Genomic DNA, 18064 nt, shown 5'->3' with positions numbered 1-18064 from the left:
CAAGGCTCGCGTACCGCCCCGGTCCGTCGTACACCGGACCTATGCCCGAAGGCAGCGAGCAGCCCCACCGCCCCGCGCGGAGCCGGGAGGCGGAGTCGACGGCGACCGCCGTCCACCGGTTGCGGATCGGGGCCGGAACCCTGCTCCTGGCCGCCGGCACGGCCTACTTCCTGCTGCCCTTCGAGGGGCTGGGGGCCGACCGCCCCTGGCTGGGCCGGCCCCTGTTCGTGCTGTGCCTGGGGCTCGTCGCCGCGCTGCTGCTGCGCCACGTGCGCGCCATCGTGCTGGACAAACCGCAGGCCCGGTCCGGCATCATGATCACGCTGCTGATGTGCCTGGCCGTGCTGGTGTTCTCGTCCGGGTACTACGCCCTGGCGCAGCAGCCGGGACAGTTCACCGGCCTGCGCACCCGCGTCGACGCCCTGTACTTCACCGTCGTCACGCTCGCGACCGTCGGCTACGGCGACATCACCCCGCGCGGGCAGGAGGCCCGCCTGGTGACCGTCGCCCAGATCGTCTACACGTTCGTCTTCCTCACGGCGGCGGCCACCGCGCTGTCACGGCGGATGCACGCGGTGGTCGCGGAGCGCGAGCGGCGCCCGCCGCCGTCCCGACCGGGCCCTACACCGGGCCCGAGGAGCGGTAGTTGAACACGGACCAGAGGACGAACAGACCGGTCACGATCATGATGATCGACCAGAAGGGCTGGTACGGCAGCCACAGGAAGTTCGCGATCAGGGCCAGGCCGACCACGACCGCGCTCACCACCCGGGCCCAGCCGGCCCCGGCGAACAGGCCGAGTCCGGCCGCCACCACGAGCACACCGACGATCACGTGGATCCAGCCCCACGCGGTCAGGTCGAACTCGAAGGAGTACTGGCCGAAGCTCGTGTACACCTCGTCGCCGGCGATCGCCGCGATGCCCTGGAGCACCGCGAAGAGGCCGTAGACGACCATCAGGACGCCGCCGAGAGCGAGACCCCCGGCCGCCCACGGGTCGCCGGAGCCCTCCGGACCGGAGCCGCCGGGCGACCGGTCGTCGGGGGCGGGCGGGGCGGGGGGAGGGGGCGCGGCGCTGGTCATGGCTGCCTCCAGGGGTGTCGGTGGTAACCCCACTGGAGCACTCGCCCGGGACCGGCGCGCCCGCGGTTGCTCCGAACGAGTGGACGCCGCGCGGCCGGGCCCTCGCGGTCAGCGGCGCAGCGCCGGGTGGTCGGCGACCACCGTGCACGAGCCGGGCGCGATCTCCGTGAAGCCCGCGTCACGGACCAACGGCAGCCCCCGGCCGGTCAGTTCGGGCCAGCGGTCCGCACCGGCCGTCCGCACGGCGAGCGGGAAACCCGCGTCGCGCCACGCGGTCCGCTCCTCGTCGGACAGCTCCCACCAGGCCAGTTGGGCGGCGTGGCCGGCCTGCGCCATCGCCTTGCCGGCCGACATGCCGAGGTCCGGGTTGAGCCACAGCACCGGGGCCGAGAGGTCCTCGTCGGCCGGCTGCTCCGGGTCGTCCAGGTCGGTGCCGGAGACCTGGAGCCGGGCCAGGTCCTTGGGCCAGCCGTCCAGCGGGACGGGCGGGAAGACCCGCACCTCGGCCGACTTGCCGGTGACCGTGATGCCGGGCAGCGCCTCGGCCCGCCGCCACTCCGCGCCGCGCGCCCGCCGCACCACCTTGCGGATCCTGGCGTCCTGCCAGTCCCGCATCGCCCCGGCCCACTCGCCCTCACCGGCCGACCGCTCGTCGGCCAGGATCGTCAGCACGGCCCGCGCGGCCGTCTCCAGCGCGTCGGTGCGGGCCGGCGGGTCCGCCCGCTCGATCCGTACGACCAGCGGCAGCACGAACTGCGGTGCCTCGTCGCGCGCCGAGGGCTCGGACCGGAAGGGACTGCCGTTTTCGCTCTCGGGCGTCGGGTTCTCGCTCACGAGCCCCAGTGTGCCAGCCGGAAGATCGTGCGGGATGACCGCAGGCGACCGTCGCCTCCGGCCACCGCACGGGGGCGCGGTCACCGGCCGACCCGCCCGGGCGGCCGTGCAGTGCTGTGTCACCGGGGCGCCGTGCGGTGTCTGGCCACCGGGGCGCGGGTCCGGGGCGGGTGGTCAGAGGTCCCGCTGCTCCAGGGGCTTGGTCGCAGGGCCCTGGATCACCTTGCCGTCCGTGTCGAAGCGGGAGCCGTGGCAGGGGCACTCCCAGGCGCGCTCGGCGGCGTTGAAGTCGACCAGGCAGCCCAGGTGGGTGCAGCGGGCGGAGACCGCGTGCAGCCCGCCGTCCTCGTCCCGGTACACCGCGACCCGGTGGCCGTCGGCGCGGACCACGGCGCCCTCGCCCGGCGGCAGGGACTCCACCGGCGGCGAGGGCCGCAGCCGGTCTCCCACGAAGTGCCCGGCGACCTTCGCCTGCGTCTTGAGGAACGTCGGCGCCTCACGCAGCGCGGGCTTGACCCGCCGCGGGTCGTACAGCGCGCTCCACTCGCACTCCTGGCCGAGGATCTGCGCGGTCAGCAGCCGGCCCGCCATGATGCCCCCGGTCATGCCCCAGCCGCCGAAGCCGGTGGCCACGTACGTGTGCCGGGCGCCCGGGTGCAGGGGGCCGACCATCGGCACCGTGTCGGTGGGTTCGGTGTCCTGGGTGGCCCACCGGTGCGTGACCTCCAGGTCCGGGAAGTGGCCGGTGGCCCAGTCGGTGAGGCGTTCGAAGCGGGCCCGCGGGTCGCCGGTGCCGGGGGTGAAGTGCTCACCGGTGACGATGAGCAGCCGCCGGCCGTCCCCGTGGGGCGCGGTGCGCACCGAGCGGGTGTCCTCCTCGGGCGTGATGAACATGCCGCCCGGGTCCTGGTCCGCGGGGATCGTCCCCGCGACGACCAGCTCGCGGCGTGTGGACAGGCGGGCGAACAGCAGGGCCCGGTCGAAGATCGGGTAGTGCGTCGCGACGACGACGTCCCGGGCCCGGACCGTCGCCCCGGTCGCGGTGGACAGCCTGCACGGTTCGCCCTCGTCCAGGCCGAGGACGGTGGTGTCCTCGAAGATCCGCCCACCGCGCCCGGCCAGATCGGCGGCGAGCGCCAGCAGGTACTTGCGCGGGTGGAACTGGGCCTGCCCGGTGACCTCGACCGCACCCGCGACCGGGAAGGGCAGCCCGGTCTCCGTCACGAACGAGGCGGGCAGCCCGGCCTCGGCCGCGGCCTCCGCCTCGGCCCGTAGTTCCGCCACCCGGCCCGGGTCGCGCGCGTAGGTGCAGGCGCTCCTCGTCTCCCACTCGCAGTCGACGCCCAGTTCCTCCGCGATCCGGGCCGCGTGCCCGATCGCCTCCGACTGGGACCGCGCGTACAGCCGGGCACCCTCCGGGCCGCGGGTGCGCCGCAGCTTGTCGTAGACGAGGGTGTGCAGGGCGGTGACCTTGGCGGTGGTGTGTCCGGTGACGCCGGCCGCGACCCGCCCGGCCTCCAGGACGGCCACGCTCCGCCCGGCCCGCGTCAGTTCCCACGCCGTGCTCAGCCCGGCGATCCCGGCGCCGATCACCGCCACGTCGACGTCCAGGTCCTCCGTGAGCGCCGGGTGACGGCCGTCCGGTGCCGTCTCGAGCCAGTACGAGCTGCTGACCTGCTGCTTCTCGCTCATGCGGGGCCGAGTACCCCGGTCCGGCCGCTTCAGTGTCGGGTGCTGGGCTGTGCAGCCGCGTTGGACAGCCTGGCTTTACAGCGGGGGTTGGCTTTACAGCGGGGGCGGGCCGGGCTAACGTACAACCAAATGGTTGTAGATGAGTGGAGTGACGAGACGGTCGACCGGCTGTTCCACGCCCTGGCCGACACCACGCGCCGGGACATACTGCGCCGCTGCGTGCGCGGGGAGCTGTCGGTGTCCCGGCTGGCCGAGACCTACCCGATGAGTTTCGCCGCGGTACAGAAGCACGTGGCGGTGCTGGAGCGGGCGGGTCTGGTCACCAAGCAGCGCAGCGGACGGGAGCAGCTCGTGCGCACCGACCCCGACGCGGTGGGCCGCGCACGCCAGGCCCTGGACGACCTCGCATCGGCGTGGCGCGGGCGGGTGGACCGGATGGCCCGGCTGCTCGCCGAGGACCACGGACCCGAAGAGAACGACCCGACGGAAGGACCCGAGCGATGACTGTCACCAGTGTCGACAAGGACCTCGACGCCCTCACCCTCACCCTGGTCGCCGACTTCGCCGCCCCCGTCGAGCGGGTGTGGCGGCTGTGGGCCGACCCCCGGCAGCTGGAGCGCTGGTGGGGCCCGCCGACCTACCCGGCGACCGTGGAGGAGCACGACCTCACCCCCGGCGGAGAGGTCACCTACTTCATGACCGGCCCCGAGGGCGACCGGCACCGCGGCTGGTGGCGTGTCACCTCCGTCAGCGAGCCGACGGCCCTGGAGTTCACCGACGGTTTCGCCGACGACGACGGCAAGCCCAAGGACGATCTGCCCACCATGTCCGTGACGGTGCGGCTCAGCGAGCACGCCGGGGGCACCCGGATGGAGATGCGCTCCCTGTTCGACTCCCGTGAGCAGATGGAACAGATGGTCGCCATGGGCATGGAGGAGGGCCTCAAGGAGGCCGTCGGCCAGATCGACGCCCTGCTCGCGGCCTGAGCCCGCCCGGTCAGGCCTGCTCCGACAGTCGCCCGGGGCACTCGGCCACGTCGAAGTCCGCCTGGAACTCGACCGGCTCGACGAGCCACGGTCCGGCGCCTCGATGATCCGGCGGGGCGCCGGGTTTCGCACCCGGCGCCCCTGTCGGGAGCGGAGCGGCTGCTATCGCCGCCAGGGGCCCGTCACCGCGAACGTGGTGCCGGGTGTGTAGCAGTTGACGTACATCGTGTCGCCGTCCGGGGAGAAGGTCACCCCGGCGAACTCGCCCCACTCGGGCTCCTGCTCGGTGCCGATGTTCTGCCGGTTGCGGGCCATCGCGTAGACCTCGCCGCGGCGGGTGACGCCGAAGACGTGCTGGGCGCCGTTGCCGTCCTCGCAGACCATGAGGCCGCCGCTGGGCGCCAGGCAGATGTTGTCCGGCGACTCGCCCGGCAGTTGCACATCGGTGTCCGGGCCGAAGACGATCACCAGGGTGAGCCGGCGCCGCTCCGGGTCGTAGCGCCAGACCTGCCCGAAGTGGTCGGCCGCCGAACCGTCGGACCGGCGCGCGAAGGACGACACGAAGTACACCGAACGGCCGCCCCAGTAGCAGCCCTCCAGCTTCTGCGCGTGCGTGATGCCCCCGCGGCCGAAGTCCTGGAACCGGATCGGGGTCTGCGCGGCCTGCGGGTCCGGCACGTCCACCCACTCGATGTGGTCGAACTCGGCGCCGACGTCCTGGACGGAGGACAGGTCCGGCACGCCGGGCACCCGCATGGCCTGCAGCCGGCCGCCGGCGCGCAGCGAACCCCTGCCGCCCAGCGGCCGGTTCGGCAGGAAGCGGTAGAAGAGGCCGAAGGGCTTCTCGAAGGCGTCCTCGGTCTCGTACACCACGCCCCGCCGGGGATCGACGGCGATCGCCTCGTGCGCGAAGCGGCCCATCGCGGTCAGCGGCACGGCCCCGGTGCGGTGCGGATCGGCCGGGTCGACCTCGAAGATGAAGCCGTGGTCCTTGGTGTAGCCGTTGGTGCCGGCCCTGTCCTCGGTCTCCTCGCAGGTCAGCCAGGTGTCCCACGGGGTGGGCCCGCCCGCGCAGTTCACCGCCGTGCCGGCGATCGCGACCCGCTCCGACAGCACCCTGCCCCGGGAGTCGAGCGTCAGCGCCGTACAGCCGCCCTTGCCGCCCGGGTCGTAGGTGAGGCCCTCGACGGTCGGCACCGGGACCTTGCCGTTCACGCGGTTCTCGTGGTTGCGGACCAGATGGACCCGGCCGCCTCTGCCGCCGAAGGCGGACATGCCGTCGTGGTTGGAGGGGACCTTGCCCTCACCGGAGCGCAGTTCGTCGCCCTCGCGGGAGAGGATCCGGTAGCGGAACCCCTCCGGCAGGTCGAGAACGCCCTTCGGGTCGGGGACGAGCGGTCCGTAGCCGGTGTGGCCGAGGCCCTGGGCGGCGGCGGTGCCGGCGAAGAGTTCGGAGAGGGCGCCGGAGAACGCGATCCCGACACCCAGGGCACCCGTTCCGGCGAGCATCCGGCGTCGGGTGGCGAAGCGACCTGATGCGGTCATGGGGAAACCTTCCTGCTGGCGGACAGGAACAGTGATCCCGCTGTGTCTATCACCTGGTTCCGGCCACGGGAACCACGCGCGTAGCGCGCGTCACTGCTCGACCGCGCGCCGCAGCCGCTCCATGGCCTCCCCGGCCTGCTCCGTGAGGTCGACGGCGCGTTGCTCCGTGAGGTCGGCGCCGCGCTCCTCGATCTCCGCACGGTCCGTCGGCTGCGCGCGGTCCACGGCCTCCTCCTCCGCCGTGCCCGCCGCCGAGCGCGACTGTCCCGCGCTCTCCTCCGCCGTGCCGGCCGCCGAGCGCGACTGTCCCGCGCTCTCCTCCGCCGTGCCGGCCGCCGAGCGCGACTGTCCCGCGCTCTCCGCCCCGGGCTGCGCGCCCCGCTCCAGGAACCGCAGCAGTTCCACCGGGATGGGCAGGACCAGCGTGGAGTTCTTCTCCGCCGCCACCGCCATGACGGTCTGCAGCAGCCGCAGCTGGAGGGCCGAGGGCGTGTCGGCCATCTGGTGGGCGGCCTGGGCCAGCTTCTTGGAGGCCTGGTACTCGGCGTCGGCGTTGATCAGCCGGGCCCGCCGCTCCCGGTCGGCCTCCGCCTGGCGGGCCATGGAGCGCTTCATGGTGTCCGGCAGGGAGACGTCCTTGATCTCCACGCGGTCGATCGTCACGCCCCACTCCACGGCCGGACTGTCGATCATCAGCTCCAGGCCCTGGTTCAGCTTCTCCCGGTTGGACAGCAGGTCGTCCAGCTCGCTCTTGCCGATGATCGAGCGCAGCGAGGTCTGCGCCATCTGCGAGACGGCGAAGCGGTAGTCCTCGACGTTGACGACCGCGGCCGACGGGTCCACCACCTTGAAGTACACGACGGCGTCGACCCGTACGGTCACGTTGTCCCGGGTGATGCCCTCCTGGGCGGGGACGGGCATGGTCACGATCTGCAGGTTGACCTTGCGCATCCGGTCCACCGCGGGGATCACGAGGGTGAACCCGGGCCGCCGCACCTCCCCGTGCAGGCGCCCGAGCCGGAAGACGACCCCGCGCTCGTACTGCTTGACGACCCGTGCCGCGGCGGCCGTGTACACCAGCGCACCGGCCCCGACCGCGGCCACCACGCCGACCAGCTCTTCGACCATGCCGACCTCCCGGTTCAGAGGTCCCTATCCGTCCACTCCTGTAACGATATGCCCGAACCGGGGCGTGGGGCCATGCCCGGCGAACGGGCCGGAACGGGGGCGGACGCGCGTGGTCCGGGGCGCGCAGCCGGCGCGCCCCGGACCGGGCCGGGCGGGTGGTCCCGTCGGCTAGGCGACGGTGACCTTCTCCGGTGCCTCCTCGGGCTCGGTGACCTTCACCGGCTCCGTGCCCGTCGCGCTGTGCCGTGCGGCCCAGTTCTCCAGGGCGGTGCGGCAGGCGTGGTCGAGGTGGTGCAGACCCGAGAGGTCCAGCTCGACCGGGCGGTCCTGCGGCAGGCTCTCCAGGCTGTCGAGGATCTTCGGCAGGCGCAGGAAGGTCGCGTTGCCGGACAGGTACGCCTGGATCGGGCCGGCGCCCTTGTCGATGATGTCGAGCTTGATGTGCGAGGCCTCCCAGGCGGTCTTGACGATCGACAGGGCCAGACCGATGAGCACCCCCTCGAACATGTTCACCGCGACGATCGACACGGCGGTGACGATCAGGATGAGCGCCTCACCCTTGTGGGCCCGCCACAGCGTGGCGATCTGGCGGAACGGGATGAGCTTCCAGCCGGCGTGCACGAGGATGCCGGCGAGGGCGGGGACCGGGATGAGCGCCAGCGCCCACGGCATCGCGGCGGCGAACAGCAGCAGCCACACGCCGTGCAGCACCCGGGAGGCCTTGGTCCTGGCGCCGGCGTTGACGTTGGCGGAGCTGCGCACGATGACGGCGGTCATCGGCAGCGCGCCGAGCAGACCGCACAGGGTGTTGCCCGCGCCCTGGGCGATCATCTCCTTGTTGTACTCGGTGCGCGGACCGTTGTGCAGCCGGTCCACGGCGGCCGCGCTGAACAGGCTCTCCGCGGAGGCGATCAGCGCGAACGCGATGATGGTGCCCCAGATGGCCGGATCCGCCAGTTCGCCGAAGGCCTCGGCCCCGGGCGGCTGGACGACGCCCAGCAGACCCTCCACCTGGACGGTGGCGACCGGCAGGCCGAAGGCGAGCGTGGCGGCCGTGGCCAGGAGGACCGCCGCGAGGGCGCCGGGCACGGTCCGGACCGCCTTCGGCGTCTTCGTCCAGAACACGATGACGGCGATGGTGCCCGCACCGATCGCGAGGGACGTCAGGGCCTCGGTGCTGCCGAGCGTGTCGGCGAACATCCCGGGCAGGCCGGCGATCTTGCCGAGGCCGGTCTCCGGCGCCTTCAGGCCCGCCGCCGCGTAGATCTGCCCGGCGATGATCACCAGGCCGATGCCGCAGAGCATGCCCTCGACGACGGAGACGGATATCGCCCGGAACCAGCGGCCGATCCCCAGGAAGCCCATGGCGAGCTGGAGCAGGCCGGCGAGCAGCACGATCACGCCGAGCGTGGCCACCCCGAACCGGCTCACGGCTTCGAAGACCAGCACGGTGAGGCCGGCGGCGGGTCCGGACACCTGCAGGCTGCTGCCGCGCATCATCCCGGTGACGAGCCCGCCCACGATGCCGGTGATGAGACCCAGCTCCGCGGGGACGCCGGAGGCGACCGCCACCCCGACGCACAGCGGGACCGCGACCAGGAAGACGACGATCGAGGCGAGGAAGTCCTGCTTGAGGTAGGGGAACTTGGTCATGGTCGCCCTCACACCTTCTCGAAGGAATCGGTGTCCGCGCGGTGTGCGCGCACGGTGCCGGTGTGCACTTCGTAGAACCAGGCGTGCAGCCGGAGCCGGCCGTCCGTCAGGCGGCTCTCCACACAGGGGTAGGAGCGCAGCCGCTCCACCTGGGTCAGGACGTGGTTCTGCACGGCCTCGGTGACCGTCTTGTCGGCCGGGTCCGCGCACTTGGGCTGGTCGCAGGCGTGCGCCAGCCAGTCACGCACGGCGGGGACGCCGGAGAGGTCGTCGCCGCGCACCACCGCGCCCACGGCGCCGCAGTGCGAGTGGCCGCAGACCACGATCTCCTTGACGCCGAGGACTTCCACGGCGTACTCGATGGTGGCCGCCTCCGAGGTGGGGTGCCGGAGGGTGTGCGGGGGGACGACGTTGCCCGCGGTGCGCAGCTCGAAGAGCTCGCCGGGACGGGCGCCCGTGATCAGGGCCGGTACGACCCTGGAGTCGGAGCAGGTGATGAACAGGACGTCGGGGGACTGGCCCTCGGCGAGGTGGGCGAACTCCTCAGGGCGCTGTCCGAAGATGCGGGCGTTGTCGATGAGGGGTTGCATGAGTGTGGTGACTCCTCCTGGCGCGCAGTGGGGGCGCGTCGGACGGGCATGGCAAGGGGGTGGGGGGAACTGCTTCGCCGATCAGCAGCGGAAGACCTGAAGTGCCGCCGGAGTGTGCGAGGTCGAGGATCTCGACGTGTGGTCGTGCGCGGCGCCGGGTCTGACCGGTTCGGGCGCCGTCGGCCGGATGTGCCGTGGCAGCGGGCGCTCCGGGACCGGGTGTGTGAGGTCCGCGGTGTGGGACCGGTGCCGGGTCCGCAGGGGACCGGTCGGGTCCCCGTGGTGTCCGGCCCGGCAGGTGGCCGTCTCGTCGCGCAGGGCCTTCCCCGGGGTTTTGGGCCCGGGGCGGGAGGACGTACCGGAGGGCTTCGTTCCGGGCTGAGCCTTGGCCTCGGCTTGGCTGTGCGTGTGCGCGGATGCGAAGGATGCCGTCGGTGCGAAGAACTGGAGGGCGAGCAGAACGGCGGCGAGGACGGACACCACGGTCCGTGCCGTCGTACCTCGGTACATGCGCCCCCCTTCCGGTACGTCGCACCTCTAGTGCAGACCAACACTTGGTCAACGGCCGGTCAAGAAACACGTTAACCCTGCAAAGTCGTTTGCAGGGTTAACTTAACGTTTCAAGCTGAAGAGAGCCTGAAAACCGCAGGTGGCGTGGCTTGAACAAGCCCTACCCGCACAGCGGTTGACGCGGTATCGGGTGGTGTCTACCGAGGTTCCGCCAGGGAGCCGGCGTCGCGGGCCAGGGCGGTGAGCCGGGAGATGGCCCGGAAGTACTTCTTGCGGTAGCCGCCGTTCAGCATCTCGTCGCTGAACAACCGGTCGAAGGGCAGGCCCGAGGCGAGCACCGGCACTTCGCGGTCGTACAGCCGGTCCGCGAGGACGACCAGCCTGAGGGCCGTCGACTGGTCGGGAACCGGGTGCACACCGGTGAGGCACACGGCCTTGATCCCGTCGGTCAGAGCGCCGTACCGGCTGGGGTGGACGCGGGCCAGGTGCTCCAGGAGGGGCGAGAACGCGTCGAGGGAGGCGCCCTCGGTGGCGTGCGCGGCGCGGGTCACCTGTTCGTCGGAGTACGGCGGCGGAGCCTCGGGCAGACCGCGGTGGCGGTAGTCCTCCCCGTCGATGCGCAGGGCGCGGAAGTGGGCCGACAGCCCCTGGATCTCCCGCAGGAAGTCGGCCGCGGCGAACCGGCCCTCGCCGAGCTTGCCGGGCAGCGTGTTGGAGGTGGCGGCCAGTGCCACACCCGCGTCGACGAGCTTGCCGAGCAGGGTGGACACCAGCACGGTGTCGCCCGGGTCGTCGAGCTCGAACTCGTCGATGCACAGCAGGCGGTGGCCCGACAGGGTCTGGACGGTCTGCTGGAAGCCCAGGGCCCCGACCAGGTTGGTCAGCTCCACGAACGTGCCGAACGCCTTGAGCGCGGGCTCGGCCGGGGTGGCGTGCCACAGGGACGCCAGCAGGTGGGTCTTGCCGACGCCGTAACCGCCGTCCAGGTAGACGCCGCGCGGGCCGGCCGGGGCCTTCTTCGGTGCCTTGCCGAAGCCGAACAGCCGCCGCTTGCCGGAGCCCGGGGACCCGCCCGAGTCGAGGCCCGCCGCGAAACCCTCCAGGACCCGGACGGCCTCGGTCTGGCTGGGCTGGTTCGGGTCGGGGATGTACGTGCTGAAGCGGACGGAGTCGAACCGCGGCGGCGGCACCATCTCGGCGACCAGCCGGTCCGCGGGCACCCGCGGCTCACGGGCGCACAGCGACAGCGGGGCCGGGTCGGTTATGGGGCCGCTTCCGGAGGGGGCCAGGGGAGAAGACACGGTTCACCATGCTACGGCGCGTGGAACACTGCACGGCATGCGACGTCTGTTCCCTGTGACCGATGAAACAGCAGCTCCGGCGCCGGGCGGCGCGTCCGGTGGGGGCGCCGGGCGGGAATGGAGCCTGCACGAGCTGGCCGCCGCGTACGCCTATCCCGAGCCGGGGCCCGGCGGGCCGGTCCCGTGGCTGCGCGCCAACATGGTGTCCACCCTGGACGGCGCCGCGCAGCACGACGGCCGTTCGCAGCCCATCTCCAGCGCCGCCGACATGCGGATCTTCGGCACCCTGCGGGCGCTCGCCGACGTCGTGGTCGTGGGCGCGGAGACGGTACGGCAGGAGGGCTACCGGCCCGCACGCGCGCGGGAGGACTTCGCGGCGATGCGGGAGGCGGCCGGCCAGGGGCCCGCACCCGCGATCGCGGTGGTCACCGCCGGCCTGGACCTGGACTTCTCGCTCCCGCTGTTCACCTCGCCCCTGGTCCCCACCCTGATCCTCACCGGCGCCGCGGCCGCCCCGGACCGCGTCGCGGCCGCCGAGAAGGCGGGCGCGCGGGTGCTGATCGCCGGGGACGGCATCGGCGTGGACCCCGCCCGCGCCGTGCGCGCCCTGGCCGACCTCGGCCACACCCGGCTGCTCACCGAGGGCGGTCCGCGACTGCTGGGGCAGCTGGTCGCGGCCGGTGTGCTGGACGAGCTCTGCCTGACTGTCTCCCCGATGCTCACGGCGGGCGACGCGCAGCGCATCGCCGGGGGGCCGGCGGTCACCGTCCCGCAGCGCTTCGGGCTGGTGTCGATGCTGGAGGAGGACGGCTTCCTGTTCACCCGGTACGGACGGGCCTGAGCGCGTACTGAAACGCCGGGCTCCGGGTAGAAGGTGTCGGCGGCGGGCGGCCCGGACGACCGGTACGTCCGGAGGGGAAGCGGGCCCCGCCGTGAGTCCGTTCATCGGTCGAATATTCCGTTCTGTTTGGTTTTAGGAGGGCACACTGAATCCGGCAGTACCCGTGCGAAGACGGGGCAGGATGGTTTCCGCAGGGCCTGGCACGGCCGGCCTGCGGCGAGGCGGGGCCCTGGGCCCCGGGAGCAGAAGGGGCGCCTGGTGTTCACGAGCGTATTGATGATCGAGAAGGCGCTCACGTCGGCCGACGTGGAGTTCGTCACCACCTTGCACGGCGAGGAGCAGGTCTCGTTCGAGGTGCTGCTGCAGCCGCGCGGCGAGCAGGCGGACCGCCTGCTGCGGGCCATCGACGACGTGGCGCTCGGCGAACTCGACGAGGCCGTGCGCGAGGGGGAGACCCCCGAGGGCGAGGAAGCGCTGAGTGTCGGGCAGCGGGCGCTGGAGGTGTCCCTCACGGCGTTGCGCGCCTCGGGCAGCGCGGCTCAGGGGCGGCTGATCGAGGACCATCCGCTCGACGCGCTGAAGTCGCTGGTGGAGGAGGTCGGGGCGGACGAGGTCATCGTGCTGACCGACCCCCACTACGTGGAGGAGTTCTTCCACCGGGACTGGGCCTCACGGGCCCGGCACAAGGTGGGGGTGCCGGTGCTGAAGCTGTTCTCGCACAGCAAGGCGTAGGGGCGGATCGCGGGGGTTTGCCGGGTGCGGGGCGTTCATGGCCGTTCGCGCGGCTCCCCGCGCCCCTGATGGGCGTGCCGGTCCCGCGTACGCAATAGGCTTGGCCCCGCCAACCCTCGCCACCCGAACTTGGAGACACGCATGGCAGCCGGCCTTCCTCCCGCCATGGACCGACCGCACTTCATCGGGATCGGTGGCGCCGGAATGTCGGGGATCGCGAAGATCCTCGCGCAGCGCGGGGCCGTCGTGGCGGGCAGTGACGCCAAGGAGTCGGCGACGGCCGAGGCGCTGCGCGCGCTGGGCGCGACCGTGCACATCGGGCACGCCGCGGAGCACCTCGCCGACGACGCCAGCTGTGTGGTCGTGTCGTCGGCGATCCGGCAGGACAACCCCGAGCTCGCCCGCGCGGCCGAGCTCGGCGTCCCCGTCGTGCACCGCTCCGACGCCCTCGCCGCCCTGATGGACGGGCTGCGGCCGATCGCCGTCGCCGGGACGCACGGCAAGACGACCACGACGTCGATGCTGGCCGTGTCGCTGAGCGAGCTGGGCCTGAAGCCCTCCTACGCCATCGGCGGGGACCTGGACGCGCCCGGCTCCAACGCGCTGCACGGCGAGGGCGAGATCTTCGTCGCCGAGGCGGACGAGTCGGACCGCAGCTTCCACAAGTACGCCCCCGAGGTCGCGATCGTCCTCAACGTCGAGCTCGACCACCACGCCAACTACGCGTCGATGGACGAGATCTACGCGTCGTTCGAGACGTTCGTGGACCGCATCACCGAGGGCGGCACGCTGGTGATCGCGGCCGACCACGAGGGTGCGCGCGAGCTGACGCGCCGGGTCGCCGGGCGCGGTGTGCGCGTGGTGACCTACGGCGAGTCCGAGGACGCCGACGTGCGCATCCTGTCGGTCGTGCCGCAGGGACTGAAGAGCGAGGTCACCGTGGTGCTGGAGGGCACGGAACTGACCTTCGCGGTCTCCGTCCCCGGTCGGCACTACGCGCACAACGCGGTCGCCGCGCTGGCGGCCGGAGCGGCCCTGGGCGTCCCGGCGGCCGAGCTGGCCCCGGCGATCGCCGCGTACACGGGGGTCAAGCGGCGGCTGCAGCTGAAGGGCGAGGCCGCCGGCGTGCAGGTCATCGACTCCTACGCGCACCACCCCACCGAGATGACCGCCGACCTGGAGGCCATGCGCGCGGCGGCGGGCGACGCCCGGATCCTGGTCGTCTTCCAGCCGCACCTGTTCTCGCGGACCCAGGAGCTCGGCAAGGAGATGGGCCAGTCCCTCGCCCTCGCGGACGCCTCCGTCGTGCTGGACATCTACCCGGCCCGCGAGGACCCGATCCCCGGCGTGACCAGCGAGCTGATCATCGAGGCGGCCCGGGCGGCGGGCGCCGACGTGACGCCGGTGCACGACAAGGCGGACGCCCCCTCGGTCGTCGCGGGAATGGCGAAGCCGGGGGATCTCGTTCTCACCATGGGAGCGGGCGACGTCACCGACCTCGGCCCGCTCATCCTGGACCGTCTGTCGAACTGAGGGGCTGGAGGCTCATGCCGTACGACGTCGAGAAGCCGGACGAGCAGTGGCGCGTGGAGCTGAGCCCGGGCGAGTACGCGGTGCTGCGCCAGGCGGCCACGGAGCCCGCCTTCACCGGTGAGTACACCGACACCAAGACCCGGGGCGTCTACTCCTGCCGTGCCTGCGGAGCGGACCTGTTCACCTCGGACACCAAGTTCGAGTCGCACTGCGGCTGGCCGTCCTTCTTCGATCCCAGGGACACCGACGCGGTCGAGCTGATCGAGGACCGGTCGCACGGCATGGTGCGGACCGAGGTGCGCTGCGCACGCTGCGGCTCGCACCTCGGGCACGTGTTCGAGGGTGAGGGGTATCCGACACCCACGGACCAGCGCTACTGCATCAACTCGATCGCGCTGCGCCTCACCCCCGAGCAGGGCTGAGGCCGCGCTCAGCGGATCCGGCACTCCTTCTGGGTGAGGGGTGCCGTGTTCCCCGCCGTGCGGCGGCACACCACCCGGGGTTCGGAGGTGCCGTCCTCGGTGCGGTGGACCTCCTTGAGGACGATGCTGTGCCCCCTGCGGTCGCCGTACAGCGGGGCTCCCGTGAAGTCGATGGTGCCGGTGGCCATGCCTTCGATCTTGACGCTGCGCAGATTCACCCAGGTCGAGGCCCTGCTCTGCGGCCGGTCGCCCCGGGTGGCCGCGTAGAACAGGGCCCGGGTCGCGTCATGGGCCAGTGCGGTCTGGCCGCTGGCCAGGGCGGGGCTGTCGTAGCGCAGGCGGTGGCCGCGCAGTCCGGGCAGGTGCTTGGCGGCGTCCAGGTAGAAGCCCGTGTTCGTGGCGGCGATCTCCAGTTCCGCGAGGGCCGCGTGGTACAGCGTGACCTTCGGGGCGACGGACTGGCCGCCGCCGGCGAAGTCGGCCTTGGACAGGTCGTCGCCGGTGAGGATGGCCAGGGGCTTCCCGGCGCAGCCCGGCTCGGTGCCCAGCTGGTTCATCAGCGGGTCGATGTCCTCCACCCGGCCCGCGAAGTAGATCACCGAGGGGACCCGCCCGCCGCGGCAGATCTCCTGGGCGTGCGAGCGCAGTTCCGGCTTGCCGCCGCTCAGCGTGTAGCGCCGCTGCTCGAGCGGGGTGAAGCCCTGCCGGCGCAGCATCCGCTGGCCGTAGCGGGCCTGCTCGTCGGTGTAGAGGTCGTCGGTGCGCGCAGTGTCGCGGGCCAGGACCAGGGAGTACTGCCGCCGGTTCGGTGTGCGCAACTGGGCCGCGATCAGGCCGAGCTGCCGGCTCTGCCACTCGTCGGTGGCGGCCAGGCTGAACCAGTTGGCGAACTCGCGGGGCAGATAGGTGGCGGAGTTCGTGCCGGACACGACCGGCAGACCGGCCTCCATCAGGATGCGGGTCGTCGCCCGGCTCGACTTCAGGTCGCGGCCGGTGCCGACGACCCCCACCACGGTCGGGTCGTGGGCGGCGTACGCGGCGATCGACTCCGCCATCTCCGCCTGCCGGCCCAGGTCCACGCCGCCGTTGGCGATCAGGACGCGCAGCTTCACACTGGAGTTCTCGTTGATGACGGCCTGCGCCAGATACACACCCGCCAGCTCCTCGGCGCCCTTCACCAGGGAGGAGCCGGCCGAGGTGTCGGCGCTGAGCGGTCCGGCGTAGACGACGGTGACGTACGCGCCGGCATGCCGGCCGAGGACGTCCGCGTTCTGCCGGGCGATGCGCTCCTCCAGGTCGGCCACCGTCCAGGGCGTGTCGTCGTCGGCCGTGAGCGCCTTGAGGTCGTCGTCGGCCCGGGGCACGGGCAGCCAGTCCGCGAAACGGACGTCGTCCGTCGCGACGCCGATGCACTCCGTGCGGCCGTCGGGCCCCTGCTCGCGCCGGGTGTCCCGGTTGGCGGTCAGCACGGACGCCGAGCAGTACCGGTCCTGCAGGGCGTCGGCCCGCATCACGGTCGCGGCGGTGACCAGGGCGACGACCAGCACCAGGGTGTGCAGCGCCCACACCAGCCGGGCGGGTGTCGGCCGGGCGGAGGCCCGCAGGTGGTGGCGGCCCTCCTCGACGGGGCCCAGCTGGTCGTGCGGCAGCGGGACCTTCATCACCCACGGGAGGACGGACCGTTCCCGGCTGGGTGACTGCTCGGCGCGCAGGTTGCGGCCCCACTCCTGGTACCAGGTGCGCAGCCGGACCCCGAACGTGGGCGGCGTCGCGTCGGAGGCGGGGGCCGCCTGGACGACGCTGCGCTCCAGACGCGGCACGTCCTGCGCGCGCACCGCGGCCACCACGAGCAGCGGGTCGAGCTCGCTGCGCCGGCTGCGGACGTCGCTGATGGCCCGGATCAGCTCGATGCCGCCGTTGCGGTCGTCCGCGTGCGGCAGGAACAGCATCGGCGGCCGCGGGCGTTTGAAGCCGCGCAGGTCCCAGCTCCAGCGGCGGTGGTTGTCCCGCAGGTCCTCGCGCAGCGCCAGCACGCACAGCTGGAGGTGGAAGTCGCCGCCCGCCGCCAGCGCCTCCGCCACGTCGTGGGCCCGGGCCGCGATCGCCTTCCAGGAGCGGACCGGCCGCAGCAGCGACACCTCGGTGGGCTCCTCCTGGTCCACCGCCCTCAGGAACGTCGTCGTCATGAACCAGCGGCTCTCCCGGCGCAGCCACAGGAAGATCGGGGCCCGGCCCGGCAGGACGTAGTTGAGGACGGTCAGCAGCAGCAGGAAGACCAGACCGGCGCCCACCGCGACGTACCACTCGCTGCGGGCCAGGAGCGCGGCGAGGACGGTCACGAGGCTCGCCGGGAGGATGTGCGCCATGTCGAACAGCGGCAGGCCGGATCTCCAGCGGGCCGTGTTCTTCGGCCGCCAGCGCTGCTGCGCCAGTTCGTTCAGCAGCCGCTGGCGCGGGTCCTGTCCCGCCTCGGGGCTGCCGGGGGCGGGGGACGGCCAGGTGTCGCCGAGCGCGGCGACCGCGTCGTCGATGGCGTGCACCAGCCGCAGCCGCGGGAACGCGTAGCGGCGGTAGACCGCCTTGGGGCCGCCCCACTTGCGCGGGTCGCTCAACGCCCTCACCAGAGCGGCGGCCCGGCGCACCTCCGTGGACCCCTCGTAGGAGTCCTGCGTCACCGCGCAGCGTGTGCCGTGCGCCTCCTGGCCCGTGTGCAGCTGGCGGACCAGACCGGCCACCGCGTCGTCGTCGCCGCCGTCCTGCGCGTGCACGACGAACACCGGCATCGGTGGCTCGGTGCTCCTGCGGAAGTCCTGGATGAGGACCTCGAGCTGGTTCTGGAGGTGGCGCGCGGCGTCGCTCTCCGGCATGCCGTCGTGGCCCCCAGGGCAGTCCGGCGGCGTGCGAGCGTCCTTCACCATGGGCAACCCCCCGTCAACCTTCGGTGACCTATGACAGTAACCGGTGCCGATGAGGTGCGAGTGGGTGACGAACGAAGTCGAAAGGTCCTCTCCGCCGGGCGGCGGCCGGGCGGGCCGGCCGCGGCCGCCGGGTGACGTACGACGAACGTCCAGGCGCGATGGGCGGGGCGGACACATCAACTGCTCGTGGCAGCAGGGGAGTTCCGGCCGTCCGTTCGCTGGGCATCGTGTCAGGGGCGCGGGCCGTACCGTCCCGGAGGGGGAGCGGACGGGCCGTGCCGTCCGGGCGAAGGGAT

The 18064-nt window shown here is 72.7% G+C and carries 17 protein-coding genes; 7 read left to right on the top strand and 10 right to left on the bottom strand.

Annotated elements, in window-relative coordinates:
- Window positions 1-41 precede the first annotated feature (41 nt).
- Window positions 42-650, top strand: a complete 609-nt coding sequence (locus ACFV20_RS18190) for a potassium channel family protein (protein WP_385657757.1) — start codon at window positions 42-44, stop codon at window positions 648-650.
- Here the strand turns inward: ACFV20_RS18190 and ACFV20_RS18185 are convergent.
- The 3 genes from ACFV20_RS18185 to ACFV20_RS18175 form a co-directional block, all read right to left on the bottom strand.
- Window positions 622-1083 carry a hypothetical protein gene (locus tag ACFV20_RS18185; RefSeq protein WP_385657756.1) on the bottom strand — a complete coding sequence of 154 codons (462 nt, stop codon included), beginning with the start codon at window positions 1081-1083 and terminating at the stop codon, window positions 622-624. The two genes, ACFV20_RS18190 and ACFV20_RS18185, sit on opposite strands and share 29 nt — an antisense overlap.
- A gap of 108 nt (window positions 1084-1191) precedes the next feature.
- Window positions 1192-1917: a peptidyl-tRNA hydrolase gene (locus ACFV20_RS18180; RefSeq protein WP_385657754.1), complete on the bottom strand. Its 726-nt coding sequence runs from the start codon at window positions 1915-1917 to the stop codon at window positions 1192-1194.
- A 174-nt stretch (window positions 1918-2091) separates the two neighbouring features.
- Complete coding sequence (locus ACFV20_RS18175) at window positions 2092-3609, bottom strand: FAD-dependent oxidoreductase (protein WP_385657752.1); 1518 nt, start codon at window positions 3607-3609, stop codon at window positions 2092-2094.
- Window positions 3610-3738: 129 nt separating this feature from the next.
- Here ACFV20_RS18175 and ACFV20_RS18170 point away from each other — a divergent pair, with 129 nt between their 5' ends.
- The gene (locus ACFV20_RS18170) at window positions 3739-4113 is read left to right on the top strand and encodes an ArsR/SmtB family transcription factor (RefSeq protein WP_385657750.1); all 375 of its coding nucleotides are present in this window, start codon (window positions 3739-3741) and stop codon (window positions 4111-4113) included.
- Window positions 4110-4595, top strand: a complete 486-nt coding sequence (locus ACFV20_RS18165; protein WP_385657748.1) for an SRPBCC domain-containing protein — start codon at window positions 4110-4112, stop codon at window positions 4593-4595. Before ACFV20_RS18170 ends, ACFV20_RS18165 begins: the two co-directional genes overlap by 4 nt.
- A 162-nt stretch (window positions 4596-4757) precedes the next feature.
- Here ACFV20_RS18165 and ACFV20_RS18160 read toward each other — a convergent pair whose 3' ends face one another.
- The 6 genes from ACFV20_RS18160 to zapE all read right to left on the bottom strand — a co-directional run bounded on the left by ACFV20_RS18160 (window position 4758) and on the right by zapE (window position 11322).
- Window positions 4758-6140, bottom strand: coding sequence for a PhoX family protein (locus ACFV20_RS18160; protein ID WP_385657747.1), 1383 nt, complete (start codon window positions 6138-6140; stop codon window positions 4758-4760).
- A gap of 90 nt (window positions 6141-6230) precedes the next feature.
- On the bottom strand, window positions 6231-7268 hold the full coding sequence (locus ACFV20_RS18155; protein ID WP_385657744.1) for an SPFH domain-containing protein: 1038 nt from the start codon (window positions 7266-7268) through the stop codon (window positions 6231-6233).
- A gap of 168 nt (window positions 7269-7436) precedes the next feature.
- Window positions 7437-8921: a SulP family inorganic anion transporter gene (locus ACFV20_RS18150; RefSeq protein ID WP_385657742.1), complete on the bottom strand. Its 1485-nt coding sequence runs from the start codon at window positions 8919-8921 to the stop codon at window positions 7437-7439.
- A gap of 8 nt (window positions 8922-8929) precedes the next feature.
- Window positions 8930-9511, bottom strand: a complete 582-nt coding sequence (locus tag ACFV20_RS18145; protein WP_385657740.1) for a carbonic anhydrase — start codon at window positions 9509-9511, stop codon at window positions 8930-8932.
- An 81-nt stretch (window positions 9512-9592) separates the two neighbouring features.
- Window positions 9593-10021, bottom strand: a complete 429-nt coding sequence (locus tag ACFV20_RS18140) for a hypothetical protein (RefSeq protein ID WP_385657738.1) — start codon at window positions 10019-10021, stop codon at window positions 9593-9595.
- 197 nt (window positions 10022-10218) lie between these two features.
- Window positions 10219-11322, bottom strand: coding sequence for a cell division protein ZapE (zapE, locus tag ACFV20_RS18135; RefSeq protein ID WP_385657736.1), 1104 nt, complete (start codon window positions 11320-11322; stop codon window positions 10219-10221).
- Between the two features lie 37 nt (window positions 11323-11359).
- On the opposite strand from zapE, the gene ACFV20_RS18130 reads away from it, so the two are divergent.
- The 4 genes from ACFV20_RS18130 to msrB all read left to right on the top strand — a co-directional run bounded on the left by ACFV20_RS18130 (window position 11360) and on the right by msrB (window position 14850).
- Window positions 11360-12163: a pyrimidine reductase family protein gene (locus tag ACFV20_RS18130; RefSeq protein ID WP_385657735.1), complete on the top strand. Its 804-nt coding sequence runs from the start codon at window positions 11360-11362 to the stop codon at window positions 12161-12163.
- 258 nt (window positions 12164-12421) lie between these two features.
- Window positions 12422-12895 carry an indole-3-glycerol phosphate synthase gene (locus tag ACFV20_RS18125; protein ID WP_234846455.1) on the top strand — a complete coding sequence of 158 codons (474 nt, stop codon included), beginning with the start codon at window positions 12422-12424 and terminating at the stop codon, window positions 12893-12895.
- A gap of 141 nt (window positions 12896-13036) precedes the next feature.
- Window positions 13037-14428: a UDP-N-acetylmuramate--L-alanine ligase gene (murC, locus tag ACFV20_RS18120; RefSeq protein ID WP_385657732.1), complete on the top strand. Its 1392-nt coding sequence runs from the start codon at window positions 13037-13039 to the stop codon at window positions 14426-14428.
- A gap of 14 nt (window positions 14429-14442) precedes the next feature.
- A complete protein-coding gene (gene msrB, locus ACFV20_RS18115) occupies window positions 14443-14850 on the top strand; it encodes a peptide-methionine (R)-S-oxide reductase MsrB (RefSeq protein WP_385657730.1) in 408 nt (135 codons plus the stop codon).
- An 8-nt stretch (window positions 14851-14858) separates the two neighbouring features.
- On the opposite strand, the gene ACFV20_RS18110 is transcribed toward msrB, so the two are convergent.
- Window positions 14859-17768, bottom strand: coding sequence for an ABC transporter substrate-binding protein (locus ACFV20_RS18110; protein ID WP_385657728.1), 2910 nt, complete (start codon window positions 17766-17768; stop codon window positions 14859-14861).
- Window positions 17769-18064: the final 296 nt, after the last annotated feature.

Origin of the sequence: Streptomyces sp. NPDC059696, assembly GCF_042733745.1 — a bacterium.
Taxonomy (GTDB): Bacteria; Actinomycetota; Actinomycetes; order Streptomycetales; family Streptomycetaceae; genus Streptomyces.
The sequence above is the reverse complement of the archived record's forward strand: the minus strand, read 5'-3'. Positions and strand labels throughout refer to the sequence as shown.